This is a genomic window from Pelomonas sp. KK5, from assembly GCF_001984095.1.
Taxonomy (GTDB): Bacteria; Pseudomonadota; Gammaproteobacteria; order Burkholderiales; family Burkholderiaceae_C; genus KK5.
The window spans coordinates 1-21,407 of the sequence record NZ_LYVQ01000054.1 but is presented as its reverse complement, the minus strand read 5'-3'; the positions used below and the strand labels follow the sequence as shown (position 1 = coordinate 21,407).

The following is a 21,407-nucleotide window of genomic DNA, read 5'->3' as shown; positions in this document are numbered from 1 at the left end:
GACCATGTGCGGCATCCACGGCATCTATCACTTTGACCGGCAGCCCGTCGAGCCGGCCCACCTGACGGCAATGGGTAACGTCACCCAGCACCGCGGGCCTGACGACGAAGGTCAACACATCGACGGCAACTGCGGTATCGCGATGCGTCGCCTGTCGATCATCGACCTGGCGGGCGGCCACCAGCCGCTGTCCAACGAGGACGGCACGATCTGGCTCGTCTGCAATGGCGAGATCTACAACTACCGTGAATTGCGAGCCGAACTGCAGGCGAAGGGTGTGCGATTCAAGACGGGATCCGACAGCGAGGTGTTGCTGCACCTCTATGCTGTCGAGGGGGACGAGTTCATCCATCGGCTGAACGGCATGTTCGATTTCGCGCTGTGGGACGCACGGCAGCGCCGCCTGCTGATCGGCCGCGACAAGCTGGGTGTCAAGCCGCTGTATGTCATGCAGGACGGTTCACGGCTGGCGTTCGCTACCGAGGCCAAGGCGCTGCTTGCGCTGCCCGGTGCGCGCGCAGCGCTGAACCATGGGGCATTGCCTGGCTACCTGCACTTGGGCTACGTAGCTGCACCCGAGAGCATGTTCGATGGCATCCGCAAGCTGCCGCCTGCGACGCTGCTGTCGATCAAGGATGGCCAGGTCAGCGAATGGCGCTATTGGCGCATGTCCTCCGTGATCGATACGCAGACCAGCACTTCGCAGTGGGTGGAGCGCATCCGAGCTCAGGTCGAGGAGTCAGTGCGCATGCAGATGGTCAGCGATGTGCCCATCGGAGCCTTCCTCTCTGGCGGTGTCGATTCGAGCGCCGTCGTCGCGTTCATGGCCCGGCACTCGGATCAACCGATCAATACGTACGCGATCGGATTCGATGGCGGCGAGGCGGAGAAGCTCTATAACGAACTGCCTTTCGCGCGCCGCGTGGCTGAGCTGTTCAAGACAAACCACCGCGAGATCGTCGTCAAGCCCGATGTGGTCGGTCTGCTGCCAGGGCTGATCTGGCACATGGACGAGCCGATCGCGGACACAGCCTTCATCACTACTTACCTGGTCGCGCAGTTCGCGCGGCAGGACGTCAAGGTGATCCTGTCCGGCGTGGGCGGCGACGAGCTGTTCGCCGGCTACCGCCGCTACATGGGTGACCTTTATGCCGCACGCTACCGAACGCTGCCGGCCTGGCTGCGAGGCGGCCTGCGCGGCGTGGTCGAGCGGCTGCCCGCCGACCGTCATTCGGGCGTGTTGAACTATCTGAGGCTCGTGAAGGGCTTCGTCTCCTCGGCCGAAGAGGATGCCGATGCCCGCTACCGCAGCTATCTGCAGGTGATGGCACGCGAGACGGTGAGCCACCTGCTGCTGCTGCCGCAACCTGGATCCGATGCCCTGGATCGGGCCTTTGCCGGTACCAATGCGACCGATGCGCTGAACCGCATGCTCGCCGTCGACGCCGAGACCCAACTGCCAGACGACCTGTTGCTGCTGACTGACAAGATGAGCATGGCCGTCTCGCTGGAATGCCGCGTGCCCTTGCTCGATCCTGACCTGGTCGAGCTGGCAGCGCAGATCCCGGCCGCATCGAAGCTGAAGGGCGGCCAGTTGAAGCATCTGCTGAAGGCTGCGCTGGCCGACCTGCTGCCACAGGACATCCTGCACCGAAAGAAGCGCGGCTTCGGCACGCCGATGGGAGCCTGGTTGAAGCAGGGCCTGGCGCCTCTGCTGCAGCGGCTGCTGGCGCCGGAGGTGGTCCGCGCGCGCGGCCTGTTCCGTCCCGAGGTCGTCGCAGGTTTGGTGGCCGATCACGGAGCGCAGCGTATCGACGGTACGGACGCGCTGCTGTCGTTGATGAATCTGGAGATTTGGAGCCGCATCTACCTCGATAGGCGTTCGAGCGAAGACGTCGCTGCCGAGCTGAAGTCGTACCTCGCATGAACATTCTCTATCTCTGCCATCGGTTCCCGTTCCCGCCCAAGCGCGGCGGCAAGATCCGGCCATTCAACATGATTCGGCATCTGAGCGCGTCGGGGCACAAGGTCACGGTGTGCTCGCTGGCCCGTTCGCCCGATGAAATGGAAGAAGGGCGGGGCCTGGTCGCGCACTGCGAGGGCGCGGAGATTGGCCGCGTGAATGAGTCCGTGCAGTTCCTGCGGATGGTCGTGCGGCTGCCGCTGGTCACGCCGTCGTCGATGGGCTATTTCCATTCGGGCGAGTTGAAGGCTAAGGTCGACGAACTTCTCGCCAAGCGCAAATGGGACCTGATCTTCGTCCACTGCTCGTCGGTGGCTCAGTATGTCGAGCATGTGACCGACGTGCCGAAGATTCTGGACTTCGGCGACATGGACTCCCAGAAGTGGCTCGAATACGCAAACTACAAGCCCTTCCCGCTGTCGCTCGGCTATCGCTGGGAAGGAGGCAAGATGCTGCTGGCCGAGAAGCGCCTTGCGCGCCGCTTCGACCTGTGTACTGCGACCACCCGGGCCGAGCGCGAGACGCTGGATGGCTACCGCACGGGCGCGCCGAGCGACTGGTTCCCGAACGGTGTCGATTCAAGCTTTTTTAGTCCCGATGGTGAACCGTACGAGCCCGACACCATCAGCTTCATCGGTCGAATGGACTACTACCCGAACCAGGAGTGCATGCAGCGCTTTTGCGATGAGACCTGGCCGCTGATACGCGAGCGCCGGCCGCAGATGAAACTGCTGATCGTGGGTGCCGATCCTTCGCCAGCGATGCGCAAGCTTGGAGAGCGGGCGGGTGTCACGGTAACCGGCTCGGTCCCTGATGTGCGCCCCTTCGTGCGCCGCTCGGCCCTGATGGTGGCGCCGCTGGCGATCGCCCGCGGCACGCAGAACAAGATCCTCGAGGCGATGGCGATGGGCGTGCCCGTCGTCACCAGCACGATCGCCGCTGGGGGTGTGGACGCCGAGGCGCCAGCGCATCTGCTGGTGGCGGATACCCCGGCCGAGGTCGCAGCGGCCATCTTCCGCGTCGTCGAATCGCCGGCCGAGCGCAGGCGCCTGGCCATGGCCGGCCGAGAGCGGATGCTGAGCCATCATGCGTGGCCGCATTCGATGAAACGGCTGGATGCGGTCATCGAGCGCGCCGTCGATCTGCATCGTGCCCGAAAGGGGCAGTCATGATGTGTGCCGCCTGGCGCCGGTCGCTGCTCTTGCTGGCGCTGCTCGAGGCCGCGATCATCGTCGGCTATGGCCGTACCGGCCTCGCGATGGTGGAGATCTGGGACCGCTCCGGCACTTTCGCGCATGCGTGGGTCGTGCCTCCGATCGCGCTGTGGTTGATCTGGCGGCAGCGGGCCGCGCTGACTGCGCTGCGCCCGGGACCGTCCCCACTATTCGTGTTGCCGTTCGCGGTGATGGCGCTGTTGTGGCTGGTGGCTGACATGGCGGCCGTCAACGTGTTGAGCCAGTTCGCCTTCGTCGCGATCCTGGTGCTGGCTGTGCCAGCGGTGCTGGGCCGGCGGGTCGCCTGGCAAATTGCGTTTCCGCTCGCCTTCCTGTTCTTCTGCGTCCCGGCCGGCGAGTTCGTCATGCCGCAATTGATGGAATGGACGGCGGACGTCACCGTCGCGGCACTGCGCCTCACCGGCGTGCCGGTCTACCGCGAGGGCCTGCAGTTTGTCATTCCGTCGGGGAGTTGGTCCGTCGTGGAGGCCTGCAGCGGCATCCGCTACCTGATCGCCTCGGTGATGGTCGGTACGCTGTTTGCATACCTGAACTATCGCAAGCTCAAGCGTCGCCTGATCTTCATCGGGGTGGCTGCGCTCCTGCCGCTGGTCGCGAACTGGATGCGAGCCTACATGATCGTGATGCTGGGCCACTTGTCCGACAATCGCATCGCCACCGGCGTCGACCATCTGATCTACGGCTGGGTGTTCTTCGGCATCGTGATGCTGGCGTTGTTCCTGATCGGTGCGCGTTGGGCCGAGCCGGATGTCGTCTCGGGGCCGTCCTCGACGCCTGCTCGGGATGCCGACGCCTCCGCCGGCCGCGCTTTTGCAGTGCCGGTGCTGCTTGCCTTGCTGGTTGCCACGCCACCGCTGCTTGCAGCGCGAATCAACTCGGCACTGCCGAGCGCCCCGCCGGTGCTGGCCAGGCCGGACCTCAGCAGCCGGGGTTGGGAGGCTGGCCCGACGGCGGTGACTGCCTACGTGCCTGCCTTCGTCGCACCTATGGCCGAGTTCCACGGCAGCTTCCACAGGCGCGGCGAGGAGCGCAGCATCGGCCTCTACGTGGCCTACTACCGGAACCAAAGCTACGACAGCAAGCTGATCAGCTCGGACAACGTCGTGGTTCATGCGGACGATCACACCTGGGCTGCGGTCGAGCATGGCGCGCTGCCGGTCGGTGAGCGCCGTTTTCGCACCACACTGCTGCGCGGCAGCCCCTTGGCCGGCAACGGCGCGCCCAGGCGGCTGCGCGTGGCGCAGTCGTACTGGGTCAATGGCAACTGGACGCCGAGCGACTTGCGGGCCAAGGCGGACGGTGTCCTCGAGCGGCTTTCGGGTCGGGGTGATGATGGCGCGGCCGTCATCGTCTACGTCGAGGAAGATGGCGAGCTTGGCGCCGGCGAGCCGGCCTTGACTGGTTTCCTGCGTGACAACGCCGACGCGTTGGACAGTTGGCTGAAGGGCGCCCGCAGCTCCGGCCTCGGCGACAATCGAACGAGCAAGCAATAGGAAGGAAGGGACTCTCGAGATGACAACGAAGACCGTTGCCGTGATCGGCCTGGGTTATGTGGGACTGCCGCTGGTGGTCGAGTTCGGCAAGCAACTGCGCACTATCGGCTTCGACATCTCGACCGCGAAGGTCGAGGCCTGTCAGCGAGGCACCGACCCGTCGCGCGAGCTGACCGACGAACAGGTGCAGGCAGCCAAGCTGGCGGTCTACACAGACGACCCGAAGATGCTCGGCGAGGCCGACATCATCATCGTCGCCGTGCCGACACCCGTTGACAATGCCCATGCTCCGGACTTCCGTCCTCTGATCGGCTCCAGCACCAGCGTGGGCCGCCACATGAAGCGTGGTGCCGTCGTCGTCTACGAATCGACCGTCTACCCAGGCGCCACCGAGGAGGTCTGCATCCCGGTGCTGGAGCGCGAATCCGGCCTGAAGTGGAAGGAGGACTTCTTCGTCGGCTACAGCCCAGAGCGCATCAACCCGGGCGACAAGGAGCACACGCTCACCAAGATCCTGAAGATCGTGTCGGGCGACACGCCGCAGACGCTCGAGAAGGTGGCGAAACTTTACGAGCTGATCATCGTCCCCGGCGTGCATCGCGCCTCCAGCATCAAGGCCGCCGAGGCCGCCAAGGTGATCGAGAACACCCAGCGTGACCTCAACATCGCATTGATGAACGAGCTGGCCATCATCTTCGACAAGATCGGCATCGACACCACCGAGGTACTGGAAGCCGCCGGCACCAAGTGGAACTTCCTCAAGTTCAAGCCGGGCCTGGTCGGTGGCCACTGCATCGGCGTGGACCCGTACTACCTGACGCACAAGGCCGACATGCTCGGCTACCACCCGCAGGTGATCCTGGCCGGCCGTCGGATCAACGACAGCATGGGCAAGTTCATCGCCGAGCAGACGATCAAGCACATGATCGCGGCCGGTAGCTACATCAAGGGCGCCCGCGTCAACGTCCTGGGTCTGACCTTCAAGGAGAACTGCGGCGACCTGCGCAACTCCAAGGTCATCGACATCATCCACGAGCTGCAGAGCTACGGCGTCGAGGTCTTCGTGACCGACGCCCAGGCCGACGCCGAGGAAGCCATGCACGAGTACGGCGTGCGCCTGCTGCCCTTCGACGAATTGCCGCGCGCCGACGCGATCGTGGCGGCCGTGGCGCACAAGGAGTACGCGGCGCTTGGTGTCGATGAACTGGGCAAGAAAATGGTCAAGGGCGGCGCATTCATCGATGTGAAGGCGGCGTTCGACGCACAGGCGCTGACCGGCGCCGGGTACAAGCTCTGGCGTCTTTGAGCGCGATGCGCAAGCTGGTCGTCTTCACGAGCGACCTGAGCTATACGGTCCGCCGCAACATCGTCGAACTCGATGATCGCGCGCCCGGCCTGTCGTGGCTCGTGCTCGTGCATGCGCCGGAGCGCACCCCGAAGCGCCTGCTGAAGAGCCAGTGGCTGAATCTGCGGCGCAACGGCTGGCGCTGGATTCCGTATCAGGTGAGCGACATTCTCCGTCGCCTGCGGTCGGCCCCCGCGGCCGGGCCCGGGCCGCAGGCGCCCGGCGGCGAATACGAGCTCGAGGTGCTGCGCGATCGCGGCAATGTGCGCATTGTCCGCGTCGATGACATTCACGGCGAAGCCTGTCTTGCGATGGTCCGCGAATTCGCGCCGGCGCTGGGCCTGTCGCTGGCCGCGCCGATCCTGCGAGCGCCGCTGTTCACGCTGCCCGCCTTCGGCACGATCAACCTCCACAAGGGCAAGCTGCCGGAATTTCGCGGCATGCCTCCGTCGTTCTGGGAGATCTGGAGCGATCAGGCAAGCGTTGGCTGCAGCGTGCATCGGGTCAACGAGAAGCTTGACCAGGGAGATCTGCTGGCCGAGGGTCGCGTCGGGCGCGAGCGTTATTCGACACCGCGCGGCCTGCAGGTGCGGCTGGACGAGATAGGCGTGGACCTCGTCTGCGAGGTGGCGATCGCGATGCTGGAGGGTAGGGCGCCTGAGCCGATTGCGCAGCGCGGCGAGGGTCGCACCTGGCGCAAGCCGACGCTGGCGCAGCAGGCCGAGATGAAACGCAGGCTGAAGCGGATGGAGCCGCCCGGTCAGGCGCCGGCGAAGCTTGCCGTGAAGAACCTCTGGTCCCGACTGGCCTTCGCCTGGCATCGCTTCGCGGGCTGGCGCCTCGCAGCACCGCGTGTAACGGTGCTGCTGTACCACCGTGTCTGCGACGATGCGCGGGACAACCTCAGTGTCGGCGTCGAGCAGTTCGAGCGGCAGATGCTGCTGCTGCGCCGCCACTGCGAACTGCTGTCGATCGACCAGGTACTGTCGATGGACCAGGTGCATCGGAGCCGCCGGCCGCTGGTGGCGGTGAGCTTCGACGACGGCTATCGCGACAACTGGCTGAACGCGGCGCCGATCCTGCGCCGTCACCGCGTGCCCTGTTCCTTCTATGTGTCCACCGGCATCGTCGACACGGAGCATCGCTTTCCGCACGATGTGCGGCGCGGCAATGCAGCCATCCCGGTCATGAGCTGGGACGAGATCCGCGCACTGAAAGGGGCGGGCTTCACGGTCGGTTCGCACACGGTCAACCACATCGATTGCGTGGCCGAGTCTGCCGAGACCGTGCGGGACGAACTGCGCCAGTCGCGCGTCGACATCGACCGCGAGCTCGGTACGCAGGAGATGATCCTGGCCTACCCGTACGGCGGGCGGCACCAGATGAATGACGAGCGCCGCGAACTGGTCCGCGAGGCCGGCTACCGAGGTTGCCTGGCGGCCTACGGGGGCAGCAACATTGGAACGATCGACCGTTGGAACGTGATGCGCCGTGGCATCCACTGGCAATTCACCGACGCCGCGTTCCTCTATCAGTGCCTGGGGCGGTGATGAGCCGTACGAAGCCGCTGCTGATCGTTCATGTGATCCACCACCTCGTGATTGGCGGGATGGAAAACGGTGTGGTGAACCTGATCAACCGCATGCCAAAGGATCGCTTCCGGCATGCCGTCGTCTGCATCGAAGACTACTCCGACTTCCGCGACCGGATCGAGGACACGAGCGTCGAGGTCCATGCAATGCACCGCTCGAAGATCGGTGCCTGGCGGCTGCGCTGGCGGCTGTGGCGGATATTCCGCCAGCTGCGGCCGGACATCGTGCATACGCGCGGGCTGTCTGGGCTCGACGCCTTGCTGGCGGCCCGGCTGGCCGGTGCCAAGACGGTGCATAGCGAGCATGGCTACGACGTCGACAACCTGAGCGGCCAGGCGAGCAAGCCCGCGTTGCTGCGCCGGCTCCATGCGCCGCTGGTGCAGCGCTTCGTTTCGGTGTCGCGCGATCTCGAGCGCACGATGTCCGAGCGCTGGGGTGCGCCGCGACGACTGATCCGCCAGATCTACAACGGCGTGGATGTCGGCCGCTTCCGGCCGGCCGAGGCCGGCGCCCATCGCCTGCTGCCGGCCGAACTGCAGGCGGCGGACCCGTTCGTCATCGGTACGGTTGGCCGGTTGCAGCAGGTCAAGGATCAAGCCACGTTGCTGCGGGCTTTCGCCTCGGTGCTGGAACGCTGGCCGGAGTGGCGCGGGCGCCTGCGTCTGGCCCTCGTGGGCGACGGACCGATGCGCGAATCCTTGCACCGCCTCGCCGACGAATTGGGCATCGAGGGCCAGACCTGGTTCGCCGGCGCGCGGAACGACATCGCGGACCTGCTGCGCGGTTTCGACGTCTTCGTCCTGCCATCGCTGAACGAAGGTATTTCCAACACGCTGCTGGAAGCGATGGCCAGCGGCGTGCCTGTGCTGGCCAGCGCGGTCGGCGGGAATGTGGAATTGTTGGACCCGGGTGTCGTTGGCGAGGGTTTCGCTGCCGGCGACGATCGCGCATTGGCTGCGATGATCGAGAATTACGTGTCGGACGCCAACCGCTGCTTGCAACACGGTGCCGCGGCGCGCCGCCGTGCCGTGGAGCATTTCAGCCTTCAGGCCATGGTTGCCGGCTATGCAGACGTCTATCAGGGGCTTTAGCCATGTGTGGAATCACCGGAATCTTCGATACCCGCGGCAAGAGCGATCTGGACCGATCGGTACTGCAGCGGATGAACGACTCGCAGCAGCACCGAGGACCCGACGAAGGCAGCCTGCACCTGGAGCCCGGACTCGGCTTCGGCCACCGGCGGCTGTCGATCATCGATATCGCTACCGGCCAGCAACCGCTGTTCAATGAGGACGGCTCCGTGGCCATCGTCTTCAACGGCGAGATCTACAACTACCAGGAGCTGATGACCGAGTTGCAGGCATTGGGTTACCGCTTCCACACCAAGAGCGACACCGAGTGCATCGTCCATGCCTGGGAGGCCTGGGGCGAGGACTGCGTGCAGCGGCTGCGCGGCATGTTCGCCTTCGCGATCTGGGACCGCAACCGGCAGACGCTGTTCATGTCGCGGGACCGCATGGGCGTCAAGCCGATGTACTACGCCCTGCTGGACAACGGCCACCTGCTGTTCGGTTCGGAGCTCAAGTCCGTCATGGCCCACGGTGGCCTGCGCAGGGACATCGACCCACTGGCCGTCGAGGAGTACTTCGCGCTCGGCTACGTGGCCGAACCGCGCACGATCTTCCGCACGGCGAAGAAGCTGCCGCCGGCATGTTCGCTGCTGATCCGCCGCGGTGAACCGGTGGGAGAGCCGCGGCCGTACTGGGACGTGCGCTTCACGCTCGACGCGAAGATCTGTGAGCAGGATGCTCAGGAGGAACTGGTCGCCCGGTTGAAGGAATCGGTGCGCCTGCGGATGATCGCCGAGGTGCCTCTGGGCGCGTTCCTGTCCGGTGGCGTCGATTCGAGTGCCGTGGTGGCGATGATGGCGGAGCAGTCGGCCGGGGCCGTCAATACCTGCTCGATCGCCTTCGACGATCCGGCTTTCAACGAATCCGAGTTCGCGCAGATGGTGGCCGACCGCTACCGCACGAACCATCACGTCGAGACCGTGCACAGCGATGACTTCGAACTGGTCGACACGCTTGCGCGTCTCTATGACGAGCCCTATGCCGACAGTTCGGCCATCCCGACCTACCGCGTCTGCCAACTCGCGCGCAAGCACGTGACGGTGGCGCTCTCGGGTGACGGCGGCGACGAGACCTTCGGTGGCTACCGCCGCTACAAGTTGCATCTGATGGAAGAGCGCATGCGTTCAGCCTTGCCCTTGGGTGTGCGCCGGCCGCTGTTCGGCACGCTTGGCCAGCTCTACCCGAAGGCCGACTGGGCGCCTCGCGTGTTCCGTGCAAAGACGACCTTCCAGGCGCTGGCGCGCAACTCGGTCGAGGCCTACTTCCACAGCATGTCCTTCATCCGCGATGCGGACCGCAGCCAGCTCTATACGAATGCGTTCAAGGCCCAACTCGGCGGCTACAACGCCCGCGAGGTGTTCAAGCGCCATGCCGACAACGCCGGCACCGACGATCCGCTCGCCCTGATCCAGTACATCGACACCAAGACCTACCTCGTTGGCGACATCAATACCAAGGTCGACCGCGCCAGCATGGCGCATTCGCTGGAGGTGCGCGAGCCGCTGATGGACCACAAGATTGTCGAGTGGCTCGCCACGCTGCCGTCCTCGCTGAAGATGCGCCAAGGCGAGGGCAAGGTGATGCTCAAGAAGTCGATGGAGCCGTACTTGCCGAACGATGTGCTGTATCGCCCGAAGATGGGTTTCGCCGTGCCGCTGGTCAGGTGGTTCCGCGGCCCGTTGCGCCAGCGCCTGCGCGCGCAGCTGCGCGAGGGACCGCTGGCCGATTCGGGCTGGTTCGACCTCAAGACGGTGGAGCGTCTGATCGAGCAGCACGAGAGCGGCGCGCGCGACCACAGCACGCCGCTGTGGTCGCTGCTGATGTACGACGCGTTCCTGCGCAACGTCGTTGGCGACAGTGCACACGCGCAGCAGGCGCTTGCCGCCTGAACGGCCTGTCTCGCACAGAACAATCGGAAGAGGGAAACAGCAGTGAAAATATCAGTCTTCGGCCTGGGTTACGTCGGCGCGGTCTCATGCGCGTGCCTGCCCGAGTTGGGCCATTCGGTGATCGGCGTGGACACGAACCCGCAGAAGGTCGCGATGATCAACGACGGCCAATCGCCCGTCGTCGAGGAGGGTATCAACGAGCTGATCGGCGCCGCCCGGCAGGCCGGCCAGTTGCAGGCGACGCAGGATGTCGAGTTTGCTATCCTGAATACGGACGTCACTCTGATCTCGGTCGCCACGCCGTCCAAGGCCAACTACGAACCGGATTTGAGCGCGGTGGATGCGGTGGTCGCTCAGATCGGCCGCGTCGTGGCGAAGAAGGCCAGCGCGCATACGATCGTGCTGCGCAGTACCGTGCAGCCTGGAACGACAGAGGATCGCATCCAGCCCATCCTCGAGAAGGCCGCGGGCCGTAAGGTCGGTGACCGGCTCTCGTTGGTGTTCAACCCCGAGTTCCTGCGCGAAGGTTCCTCGGTCAAGGATTTTCACCAGCCGCCGCAGACTGTGGTCGGCAGCGTCGATGAAGCCGGGTACGAAACGATGAAGGCGATGTATCAGGGCATCCCCGGCGAGTTCGTGCGCACGTCCTGCCGCGTGGCCGAATCGGTCAAGTACCTGTGCAACGTCTTTCACGCGATGAAGATCGTGTTCGCCAACGAGGCGGGCACAGTGCTGAAGGCCTGTGGGCTGGACGGCCGAGAAGTGATGAAGATCTTCTGCCAGGACAAGCAGTTGAACATCTCGCCGGCTTACCTGCGGCCAGGTTTTGCCTTCGGCGGCTCCTGCCTGCCCAAGGAAGTCAAGGGCTTCCTGACGCTGGCCCGTGACAAGGAAGTGCCGGTGCCCGCGATGGCCGGCCTTCTGGACAGCAACGAGGCGCACATCAAGGGTGCCTACCGGCTGATCGCCCGCGACGGCCGAAAGAGGGTTGCGCTGTTCGGCCTTGCATTCAAGCCAGGTACAGACGACATGCGCGACTCGCCGCTGGTGGCGCTGGCCGAGCAACTGCTGGGCAAGGGGTTCGAGATCGCGATCTTCGACCGGTTCGTCAAGCTTTCGCAACTGCTGGGCAAGAACAAGGAATTCATCGAGCGCGAGATTCCGCACCTCGACCGCCTGCTGCGCGAGACGCCGGAAGCGGCCCTGGATGGCGCGGAGGTGATCGTTGTCGGCCATGCGGATGCCGAGGCGCGCCAGGTGATCGCGGCGATGGCGCCAGGCAAGCGCATCATCGACCTGTCCGGCTACGCCGATCTGCGCGACAGCGGCGCTGCCGAGTACGAGGGCATCTGCTGGTGATGATGCAGGTCGCCGAACGCCGCCCGCGGCTGGCCTTTGTCTCGCCGCAGTTCCTGTTCCCGAATGACACGGGCGGGCGCATTCGCACGACCAACATCCTGCGCGGCCTGAAGGGCGGCGCCTTCGAAATCGTCCTCGTCTGCATGGCCAGCGATGAGCAACGGGCGGGCTGGGCAGCCGAGATCGCCGGCGTCTGCGACGAGTTCGTACCCTGGACGCCATCACCTCGCCGGCCGAACTGGCGTCGTGTGATCGACCTGCTCGGCGAACTGCCGGCCAATGTCGTCGTCGACAAGTCCGCGGCCGGCATGGCCGCCGTGCAGCGCGTGCTGGCGCGGCCGGACATCGACGTCGTCGTGTTCGATTTCGTCCATGCCGCTGTGCTGCGGGCGACGCGGCCTTCCGGTGTCGCGAGTCTGTGCTTCACGCACAACGTCGAGGCGGAGATCTTCCGCCGCCATGCCGAGCAGGCCAAGGATCCTGCACGGCGCCTGGTCTGGTCCTCGCAGTTCCGCAAGATGGAGCGATTCGAGCGCGAGGCGCTGCACGGCTTCGACACGGTGATCGCCGTCTCGGAACGCGATGCGAGGCAGTTCCGCGAGCAGCACGGCCTGCGCCGCGTGCGGGCGATTCCCACCGGCGTGGACCTGGACTTCTTCCGTTTCAAGCCGATGCCGGAGATCGACGAGCAGACGCCGCCGACGGTCGTGTTCACCGGCTCGATGGACTGGGACCCCAACATCGACGGCATCCGCTTCTTCGTTACCGAAGTCTGGCCGCGCGTGCTCGCGAAGGAGCCGCGCGCCCAGTTCAAGGTCGTCGGCCGCACGCCGCCGCCGGCGCTGGTGCAGTTGACGCAGCAGACCACTCGCAACGTCGATTTCACTGGCCGCGTCGATGACGTGCGTACCTACGTCTGGGCCTCGCAGGTGTTCGTGATTCCGCTGCTGGTCGGCGGCGGCACGCGGATCAAGGCCTTCGAGGCCATGGCGATGGGCTGTCCGATCGTGTCGACTTCGATCGGCATGGAGGGGCTTGACACCGAGCCTGAGCGCGACTGGCTGTGCCGCGACGACGCTGCGGGACTGGCCGAGGCGGTGCTGGCGCTGCTCGGCGACGCATCTCGGCGCAAGCGCATCGCAGTCCAGGCGCGCGAATTGGTCGAACGTCGGTTCGGCCACCGCGTGGCGGCCAGCGTGTTCGAGCAGATCTGCCTGGAGGCCCTGGCGCAGCAGCAGCAGCAGCAGTGCGGCGAGGGCGTTGAAAAAGCTGTCGCATGATCCGCTTGCTGACCTTCAGTTCGCTGTTTCCCAGCAGCGTCCGCCCAAGCCACGGCATCTTCGTCGAGACGCGCCTGCGCGAACTGCTGGCCACCGGCGAGGTGGAGGCCAAGGTCGTCGCCCCGGTGCCATGGTTCTTCAGTACCGACGAGGCGAAATGGGGCGACCGTGCCCGCATCGCCAGCACGCCCGCGCGCGAGACCCGCAATGGCATCGACGTGCTGCATCCGCGCTACGCGTTGCTGCCCAAGGTCGGCATGACGCTGGCACCGCTGGGCATGGCGTTCGGCGTGATGCCTGCGGTGCAGCGACTGATCGACGAGGGCTTCGAATTCGATGCCATCGATGCCCACTACTTCTATCCGGACGGCGTGGCCGCCGCGATCGTCGCACGGCGTTTCGGCAAGCCGTTCACGATCACTGCGCGCGGCAGCGACCTGAACCTGATCTCGAAGTTCGCGCTGCCGCGACGGATGATGCAGTGGGCAGCGGCGCGAGCGGCCGCCTGCATCGGTGTCAGCGCCGCCTTGGTCGATGTGATGCGCTCCCTTGGTTTCGCGGCGGGCCGCCTGCACATGATGCGCAATGGCGTGGATCTGCAACGCTTCCGGCCGCTGGATCGCGACCAGGCGCGCCGCGAACTGGGCCTGGCCGGCGCGCCGCTGCTGCTGTCGGTCGGCAACCTTGTCGAACTCAAGGGGCACGTCTTCCTGATCGAGGCACTGGCGCGGCTGCTACCTTCGCACGGCCAGGCACAGTTGGTGATCGTCGGTGAGGGCCCCGAGCGCGGGCGACTGCTCGCGCGGGCGCGCGAACTGGGCGTAGCGGATCGCGTCATGCTGGCCGGTTCGCGGCCCAACACGGAGCTGTTCAAGTGGTACAGCGCCGCTGATGTATCGCTGCTTGCGTCCAGCCGCGAAGGCTGGGCCAATGTGCTGCTGGAGTCGATGGCCTGTGGAACGCCGGTCGTCGCGACGGCGGTGGGCGGCTCGCCAGAAATCGTGAGCGACGCTGCGGGCCTGCTCGTGCAGGAGCGAAGCGGCGAGGCGTTCGCCGCAGCGATCGCCCAGTTGCTGGCGCAGCCGCCAGCGCGCGAACGGGTGCGGCGATATGCCGAGGACTTCGACTGGCGGGCGACGAGCGCGGCCCAACTGGCCCTGTTCAGCAGCCTGGTCGAAAGCCGCGCCAAGGAGTTTGTACATGCGTGACCTGGTCTTGCTGCTGCTGCTTGCCTATCCGGTCATCCAGGGCCTGCGGCACCCTTGGATCGGCGTGCTCGGATGGACCTGGGTCAGCATCATGAATCCGCATGCGCTGAGTTGGAACCTGAAGAACCTGCCGGTGGCGGCGGCGATGGCGGGCAGTACGCTGCTGGGGCTGCTGCTCACCAAGGACCGGCGCAATTTCTTCGTCACGCGCGAGACGGCCGTGCTGATGATGTTCATGCTGTGGATGTGCATCACGCTGCCGTTCTCGTTCTTCCTCGACGAGAGCATGCCGTTGTGGAACCGGGTGATGAAGATCGACCTGATGATCCTCGTCGCGATGGTGGTCCTGCATTCGAAGCGGCAGATGATGGCGCTCACCTGGGTGCTGGTCGCCTCGCTGGCGTTCTACGGCATCAAGGGCGGCATCTTCACGCTGGCCACGGGCGGCAGCTATCGCGTCTGGGGACCTGAAGGTACCTACATCGAAGGCAACAACGAAGTCGCCCTGGCCTTCGTCATCGTGATCCCGCTGATGCGCTTCCTGCAGATGCAGATCCAGCACAAATGGGGGCGCCGCGGCCTGGGCCTGGCGATGGTGCTGATGTCACTGGCGGCGCTGGGCAGCCAGTCGCGCGGCGCGCTGCTGGCAATTGCGGCGATGACCTTGGTCATGTGGTGGCGCGGCAAGAGCAACAAGTTCGTCAGCGCCTTCGTGTTCCTGATCGTCGGCGCGGCGCTGGTGGTCTTCATGCCCGACTCGTGGACCGAGCGCATGAGCACGATCAAGACCTACGAGCAGGACGGTTCGGCGATGGGCCGCATCAATGCCTGGTGGATGGCCTGGAACCTCGCCAAGCACCACTTCTTCGGTGGCGGCTTCATGATCTACACGCCATCGATGTTCTCGATGTACGCGCCCGACCCGTTGGACGTGCACGCTGCGCACAGCATCTATTTCATGGTGCTGGGCGAGCATGGTTTCGTCGGGCTCTTCCTGTTCCTGCTGCTGTGGGTGCTGGTCTGGTTGTCGGCAGGCCGCTTGCGCCGCGAGGGTGCCAGCCGTCCGGCGACGCAGTGGCTTTCGGACCTCGGCTCGATGTGCCAGGTGAGCCTGGCCGGCTACGCGGTCGGCGGCGCGTTCCTGAGCCTGTCCTACTACGACCTGCCGTACAACGTGCTCGTGCTCGTGGTCCTCGGCCGGCGCTGGATGGAACGCAAGGCCTGGGAGGAGGAGGCCGCGGAGGCCGAGAAGGCCGTGCGCCAGAAGGCCGGCAAGGCGGCCGCACTGAATGGAGCGATGAATTGATGCCGATGCCGATGCCGGTCCGGCCGCTGCTGAATCTGCTGTCTCCGGCCGGGCCGCGCGCGCGCCTGAGCGTCCTCATCTTCCACCGCGTCGTTCCGGAGCCGGACCCGATCTTCCCTGGTGAGATGCATGCTGCGCGTTTCGACCAGATCTGCGCCTGGCTCAAGCAATGGTTCAACGTGCTGCCGCTCGACCAGGCCGCTCAGCAACTCCGCTACGGGCGCCTGCCAGAGCGCGCCTGCTGCATCACCTTCGACGATGGCTATGCAGACAATCTGCACATCGCCGTGCCGATTCTCAGGAAGCATGGCCTGACCGCAGCCTTCTTCATCGCCACCGGTTTCCTCGACGGGGGCCGCATGTGGAACGATACGGTGATCGAGGCGATTCGGCACTGTCGAGCTTCGCGACTTGACCTGGACGGGCTGGGTGAATTCGAGCTGAATGGACCGAAGTCGCGCAGCAAGGCGATCGCAGCACTCCTCGACAAGATCAAGTATCTGCCGATCAGCGAGCGCATCGAGCAGGCCGGTCGGATCGCGGAAACGGCAGGCGTTGACCCCGATGAGCACCTGATGATGAGCAGCGACGAGGTCCGCCAGATGCGGCAGGCCGGCATGCAGATCGGTGCCCATACGCTGACGCATCCGATCCTCGCGACGCTGCCCGCCGCCGAGGCGCGCCGGGAGATGCAACTGAGCCAGCTGTTCCTGCAAGACCTGCTGAAGGAACGCATCGGGCTGTTCGCTTACCCCAACGGCAAGCCTGGCAGGGACTACCTGCCCGAGCATGCGCAGATCGCGCAGGACCTCGGCTTCGATGCTGCCGTGTCGACCGCCTGGGGGGCCGCCGATGCCAACACCGACGGCTTCCAGATTCCGCGCTTCACGCCGTGGGACAGTTCGCGCGCGCGCTTCGGAATGCGCCTTGTGCAGAACCTGGTACGCCGTGGGGGCACGATCACATCGGCCTCGCAGCCCATGGGGCCAAGTCCTTAATTAAGCCTGCTGACCGAGACCGCGGCCTTCGCGGCGCGCCAGTTTGCGGCGAAGGAATTCGCGTGCCGGCAGCTCGATGCAGTGATAGGTCAACCAGGCGAACGGAATGACCGACAGGGAGCCAACGAAGGCGAAGCCCAGCGCTTCGGCGCGGCTGAGGCGCTCCGGGTGCAGATACTGGACGAGGGCCAGTTCAGCTGGCCGGAACGCGTTGTGGATCAGGTATAGCGAGTAGGAGACCGTGCCCAGCATGTAGGGCAGCGGCCGCGAAAACACGCGCTGAGCTCGGCCTTCGTTCAAGGCGATCGTGAGGACGACGAATGGGAAGGAGAGCGCCACCAGCAGGTCGACCCGCAGCAGCAGTAGCGCGATGCAGGCCGCCAGCCCGCCGAACGCTGCCCGGTCGCTCGACAGCCAGGCCGTTGCCCGGCCGGAGGACTGCGCGGCGCGGTAGGCGAACATACCGAGCGTGAACTCGGTCAGGCACCGCGCGCCGCCGCCCAGCGGATCGTCCGCGGCGAGCGCCAGGCGCGGCAGCCCGGCAGCCACCGACACGAGGCCGCCCACTGCCACGATCAGCGTTGCGGTGGTCAACCAGCGCCGCCTGGCAAATGCGCAGGCTGAAAGCAGTGGGAACAGGATGTAGGCCACGAACTCGACGCTGACCGACCAGGATGGCCCATTGATGTTGCGGCCGATACCCAGGCCCTGGAGCATCAGCAGGTTGCATAGCAGGTCGAAGGGATAGCTCAGCGCGCCGAAGAAGATGTTGCGCCCCAGAAGGGCCGAACTCGCGAAACCGCACAACACCAGCGACAGGACGACGAACACGTTCAACGGGAACAGCCGGATCACTCGCTTCTTCAGGAACGAGCCGTAGCTGGCGGCCCACGGCCCGGACTCGAACGAGGCCAGATACGTGTAGCACATGATGTAGCCGCTGAGGACGAAGAAGAAGTCGACGGCCATGTAGCCGTGCGGCACCAGGGACGGGATGGTCGCGTCGCAATGCTCCTGCGCCGTCGTCGAGAAGTGCTGCATCACGACGGCCAGCGCGGCAATGCCGCGCAGCGAGGTCAGGCCCTTGAGTTCCTTCATCGGTCCTGGCTAGACGCGGTACTGCGGCGCATGCCGCCGCAGCCATTGCTCCAGCATCATCAGGATCCAGATCATCTCGCCGTAGAAGCCGGGATGCTTCGGCAGCCATTCGGTGATCAGGCTGCGGCTGAACTCGGCGCGCACGATGCCGCGGGCCACCAGGCCGTCCAGCGAGTCGGCCGCCAACTGCTTCAGCGCGGCGTCGCGGTGCGCCCAGACACCGAAGGGCAGGCCGAAGCCCTGTTTCTTCTTCGTGATGATCTCGTCGGGCAGGAAGCCGCGCAGCGCTTCCTTGAAGAACCAGCGCAGCCTCAGGCCCCGGACCTTGTAGCTGGCCGGCAGCCGTGTCGAGAATTCGAGCAGGCGGTCGTCCAGCATCGGGAAACCGACGCCCAGTCCGGCCAGGCGCGTCGTGCCACAGACCTTGGGCAGGTCGCAGTCGGCCAGCGTGTAGCGCCAGTCATAGGCGAGCATGCTGTCGACGAGATCGCCGGACTTGGCCAGACGCCAGGTCTCGCGCTGATGCCGCCTCGGCTCGAGGGCGTCGACGCTCTCGAGGAAGCGCGCACTGAGCACCTCGCCGACGCCGAGACGTTCGAGCTGGTTGTACGTGTGCATGCGGTCCGGCATCGGCACCTTGGCCTGGTTCACGTAACTGGCAAGCTTGCGGACGAGCGGCACGCGCTGCGCCCAGCCCTGGTCGGCGAAGCCTTCCAGCAGGCCATGGGCGGGCAGGTCGTCGTAGACCCCGAAGACCTTCTGTTTGGCATAGCGCGTGTTGCCGCCGAACAGCTCGTCGCCGCCGTCGCCAGCGAGGATGCGGGTGACTCCATCCTCGCGCGCCATGCGAGCGCAGTAGTAGGCGGGGAGCGCAGAAGAGTTGCCGAAGGGCTGGTCGTACCAGCCCGCGACCTCCGGCACGCTGCGTACCAGATCGGCCGGCGTCACGTAGTACTCGTGGTGCTCGGTCTTGAAATGGCGCGCGGCGATGCGCGCGAACTCCATCTCGTCGTAGCCCTCGGCCTCAAAGCCGATCGAATAGGTGGCCGCCTTGCCGCCGGTGAGCTGCGCCGCCATGCCGCTGATCGTCGAGCTGTCGGTGCCGCCACTCAGAAAGCAGCCGGCCTTGCCGCCGTCGAGCTGGTCGGTAACGGCGTCGCGCAGGATCCCACGGAATTCCTCGCTCAGGTGCTCGAACGACGCATGTGCCACCGGCGCGAAGCTCGGGACCCAGTACGGGGCCACGGTCAATTGCCCGTCCCTGAACGATGCGTAATGGCCGGCGGGCAGTCGGAACACGTTCTTGAAGATCGTGCGCGGCGCCGGGATCACATGGAAATACAGGTAGTCGAAGATCGCCTGCGGATCAATGTCCTCCGGGCGCCCGAGGTCGTCAGCCCGCGCCGCAAAGCGCAGGACGTCTCCGTCGACGCGATAGCAGATCGGCTCGACCGCGAAGCGGTCGACGGCCAGGAAGACCTCGCCTTCCGGTGTCGTCAGGCCTACGGCAAAGCGACCCTTGACCTGCCGGGCAGCCTCTGCCGGGCCATGCTGCCGGAGCAATTGCAGCCAGGCAGCCTCGCTGCCCTGCGCACGCGCCAATTCAGCCGGGCGGCCTTCTTCGAAGCGAGGCGAGCCCGTGCTCAGGTTCTTGTTGGAGAGATCGATCATGTTGATATCGCAAAGGCGAGGGCGCAGTGGGCGCGCCGGGCTCACGGGCGCATGCAATATACCCGAGGGGAATGATGGTTTTTGCCCGCTCCGTCGAGGTACTGGCGGCAATTTGGCGCAGTGCCGCTGGGTATCATCCGGGCCTGTCGAAATGCATCGAGGCGGGAGCGGATTTGAAGCGAATTCTGATGGTGGCGTACCACTATCCGCCGCTGGCGGGCAGCAGCGGCATCCAGCGAACGCTGCGCTTCTCCCAGCATCTCCCCGCCCTCGGCTGGCGGCCGCTGGTATTGAGCGCCGATCCCCGCGCCTATGTGAAGACCTCGGACGATCTGCTGGGCGATATTCCCGAAGGTACGGTGGTGCGGCGCGCCTTCGCGCTCGATACCTCGCGGCACCTGACGATATTCGGCCGCTATGCCGGCTGGATGGCGCGCCCTGACCGGTGGATCAGCTGGCGTTTCGACGGTGTGCGGCAGGGCATGCAGTTGATTCGCGAATTCAAGCCGGATCTGATCTGGTCCACCTATCCGATCGCCACCGCCCACGTCATCGCTGCGAGGCTTCATCGAAAGAGCGGTATTCCCTGGGTGGCCGATTTCCGGGATCCGATGGCGCAGGAAGGCTATCCGTCCGACCCCTTGATCTGGAATGCCTTCCGCGACATCGAAATCGAGGCGTCCGAACAGGCGCGATACTGCGTCTTCACCACGCCGGGCGCTGCGCAGGACTATCGGCAGCGGTATCCAGCGGCGGCCGGGCGGACGGTCGTCGTCGAGAACGGTTATGACGAGGAGAGTTTTCTCGGCGCTTCCGCGAAGCCGCCTGGTGCTGACGAGCATCGCGGCCCGCTCGTGATGCTGCACAGCGGCATCGTCTATCCGTCTGAGCGTGACCCGAGCCAGCTTTTTGCGGCTCTCGGCCGCCTGCAGCGCGACGGCGTGCTGAGCCCGGGCGACCTGCTCGTGCGATTCCGCGCCGCTGTTCACGACGACATGCTCCGGACGATGGCGCAGGAGCACGGCGCACAGGCGTTCATCGAGGTCTGTCCGTCGGTGTCGTACCGGGAGGCGCTGGCCGAAATGATGAGTGTCGACGGGCTGCTGGTGATGCAGGCGAGCAATTGCAATGCGCAAATCCCGGCCAAGCTGTATGAGTACCTGCGTGCCGGCCGGCCGATCCTGGCGCTGACCGACCCGGCGGGTGACACGGCCGGCGTGCTGCGGGACGCCGGCGTGCCGGACATCGTGCCGCTCGACTCGGCCGAGGCTATCGCCGCGGCCCTGCCGCCGCTCGTGCGGGCCTGGCGGGCTGGGCAGGCGGAACTGCCGACACCGGCGGCAGTCCGGCAGGCCTCGCGCCGCGAGCGCACGCAGCAACTGGCCGAATTGCTCGAGAGCGCCGTCCGCACCTAGTACGCTCGCTCTTACGGAGAGGGCGTCCAGGCTTCCAGTTCGACGATACGGCTGTTCCAGTACAGCGCGTTCGTGATGTTGACGCGGATCCGGTCCGTGTTGATCGGCGCGAAGCTCACGCTGCGCAGCACCAGGTTGTTGCCGGTGATGCTGCCGCCGGGCACGTTCTGCCAATCTGTGCCGGTCCAGTACTGCACCTGGAAATCGACGATCCCGTACTTGGTGAAACTGCTGCCGGAGGTCGGATCGGCGGTCAGCGAGGCGAAGTTGTCGGCCAGCGTGTAGACATTGATCTGGCTGATCGACTGGACGCCGGAGAAGGTGATCTGCACCCAGTCGGGATAGGTGCCGGAGGTACCGTCATTCCAGCCGCTGCCGGTGCCGCCCTTGCCCCAGTTGTTGCCGCGGCGCTCACCGTCGTTGAT

Annotated in this window: 16 protein-coding genes; 13 read left to right on the top strand and 3 right to left on the bottom strand. The window is 65.6% G+C overall.

Annotation, left to right across the window (positions count from 1 at the left end):
- The first annotated feature begins 4 nt into the window (after positions 1-4).
- The 12 genes from asnB to B0W88_RS10780 are packed head-to-tail and all read left to right on the top strand — an operon-like array spanning position 5 to position 16,798.
- Positions 5-1,927 carry an asparagine synthase (glutamine-hydrolyzing) gene (gene asnB / locus B0W88_RS10835; RefSeq protein WP_077034670.1) on the top strand — a complete coding sequence of 641 codons (1,923 nt, stop codon included), beginning with the start codon at positions 5-7 and terminating at the stop codon, positions 1,925-1,927.
- Positions 1,924-3,135 carry a TIGR03087 family PEP-CTERM/XrtA system glycosyltransferase gene (locus B0W88_RS10830; protein WP_077034669.1) on the top strand — a complete coding sequence of 404 codons (1,212 nt, stop codon included), beginning with the start codon at positions 1,924-1,926 and terminating at the stop codon, positions 3,133-3,135. Before asnB ends, B0W88_RS10830 begins: the two co-directional genes overlap by 4 nt.
- Before the next feature lie 29 nt (positions 3,136-3,164).
- Complete coding sequence (gene xrtA / locus B0W88_RS10825; RefSeq protein ID WP_233151681.1) at positions 3,165-4,691, top strand: exosortase A; 1,527 nt, start codon at positions 3,165-3,167, stop codon at positions 4,689-4,691.
- A 19-nt stretch (positions 4,692-4,710) separates the two neighbouring features.
- Positions 4,711-5,997 (top strand): nucleotide sugar dehydrogenase, encoded by a 1,287-nt coding sequence (locus B0W88_RS10820; protein ID WP_077034667.1) that lies wholly within the window; start codon positions 4,711-4,713, stop codon positions 5,995-5,997.
- Positions 5,998-6,002: 5 nt separating this feature from the next.
- Entirely contained in the window at positions 6,003-7,586 is a 1,584-nt protein-coding gene (locus B0W88_RS10815; protein ID WP_077034666.1) for a polysaccharide deacetylase family protein, read from the top strand.
- Positions 7,586-8,719, top strand: a complete 1,134-nt coding sequence (locus tag B0W88_RS10810; protein ID WP_083748711.1) for a TIGR03088 family PEP-CTERM/XrtA system glycosyltransferase — start codon at positions 7,586-7,588, stop codon at positions 8,717-8,719. The genes B0W88_RS10815 and B0W88_RS10810 overlap by 1 nt, the downstream gene beginning before the upstream one ends.
- Positions 8,720-8,721: 2 nt before the next feature.
- Positions 8,722-10,647 (top strand): XrtA/PEP-CTERM system amidotransferase, encoded by a 1,926-nt coding sequence (locus B0W88_RS10805; protein WP_077034665.1) that lies wholly within the window; start codon positions 8,722-8,724, stop codon positions 10,645-10,647.
- Positions 10,648-10,689: 42 nt separating this feature from the next.
- Complete coding sequence (locus tag B0W88_RS10800; RefSeq protein ID WP_077034664.1) at positions 10,690-12,006, top strand: nucleotide sugar dehydrogenase; 1,317 nt, start codon at positions 10,690-10,692, stop codon at positions 12,004-12,006.
- A complete protein-coding gene (locus B0W88_RS10795) occupies positions 12,006-13,286 on the top strand; it encodes a glycosyltransferase family 4 protein (protein ID WP_077034663.1) in 1,281 nt (426 codons plus the stop codon). Before B0W88_RS10800 ends, B0W88_RS10795 begins: the two co-directional genes overlap by 1 nt.
- A complete protein-coding gene (locus tag B0W88_RS10790; RefSeq protein ID WP_144006714.1) occupies positions 13,283-14,494 on the top strand; it encodes a glycosyltransferase in 1,212 nt (403 codons plus the stop codon). Before B0W88_RS10795 ends, B0W88_RS10790 begins: the two co-directional genes overlap by 4 nt.
- The gene (locus tag B0W88_RS10785; RefSeq protein WP_077034662.1) at positions 14,487-15,800 is read left to right on the top strand and encodes a putative O-glycosylation ligase, exosortase A system-associated; all 1,314 of its coding nucleotides are present in this window, start codon (positions 14,487-14,489) and stop codon (positions 15,798-15,800) included. The genes B0W88_RS10790 and B0W88_RS10785 overlap by 8 nt, the downstream gene beginning before the upstream one ends.
- Positions 15,800-16,798: a polysaccharide deacetylase family protein gene (locus B0W88_RS10780; protein WP_233151680.1), complete on the top strand. Its 999-nt coding sequence runs from the start codon at positions 15,800-15,802 to the stop codon at positions 16,796-16,798. Before B0W88_RS10785 ends, B0W88_RS10780 begins: the two co-directional genes overlap by 1 nt.
- Here B0W88_RS10780 and B0W88_RS10775 read toward each other — a convergent pair whose 3' ends face one another.
- Together B0W88_RS10775 and B0W88_RS10770 are read right to left on the bottom strand one after the other, a co-directional pair.
- Positions 16,799-17,896, bottom strand: coding sequence for an acyltransferase (locus B0W88_RS10775; protein WP_077034661.1), 1,098 nt, complete (start codon positions 17,894-17,896; stop codon positions 16,799-16,801). It lies immediately after the preceding gene.
- Positions 17,897-17,905: 9 nt separating this feature from the next.
- A complete protein-coding gene (locus tag B0W88_RS10770) occupies positions 17,906-19,612 on the bottom strand; it encodes an asparagine synthetase B (RefSeq protein WP_233151679.1) in 1,707 nt (568 codons plus the stop codon).
- Between the two features lie 29 nt (positions 19,613-19,641).
- Here B0W88_RS10770 and B0W88_RS10765 point away from each other — a divergent pair, with 29 nt between their 5' ends.
- Complete coding sequence (locus B0W88_RS10765) at positions 19,642-20,982, top strand: glycosyltransferase (RefSeq protein WP_233151678.1); 1,341 nt, start codon at positions 19,642-19,644, stop codon at positions 20,980-20,982.
- A gap of 11 nt (positions 20,983-20,993) precedes the next feature.
- On the opposite strand, the gene B0W88_RS33570 is transcribed toward B0W88_RS10765, so the two are convergent.
- Positions 20,994-21,407, bottom strand: a 414-nt coding sequence (locus B0W88_RS33570) for a hypothetical protein (RefSeq protein ID WP_198937813.1), incomplete at its 5' end; no start/stop codon positions are given.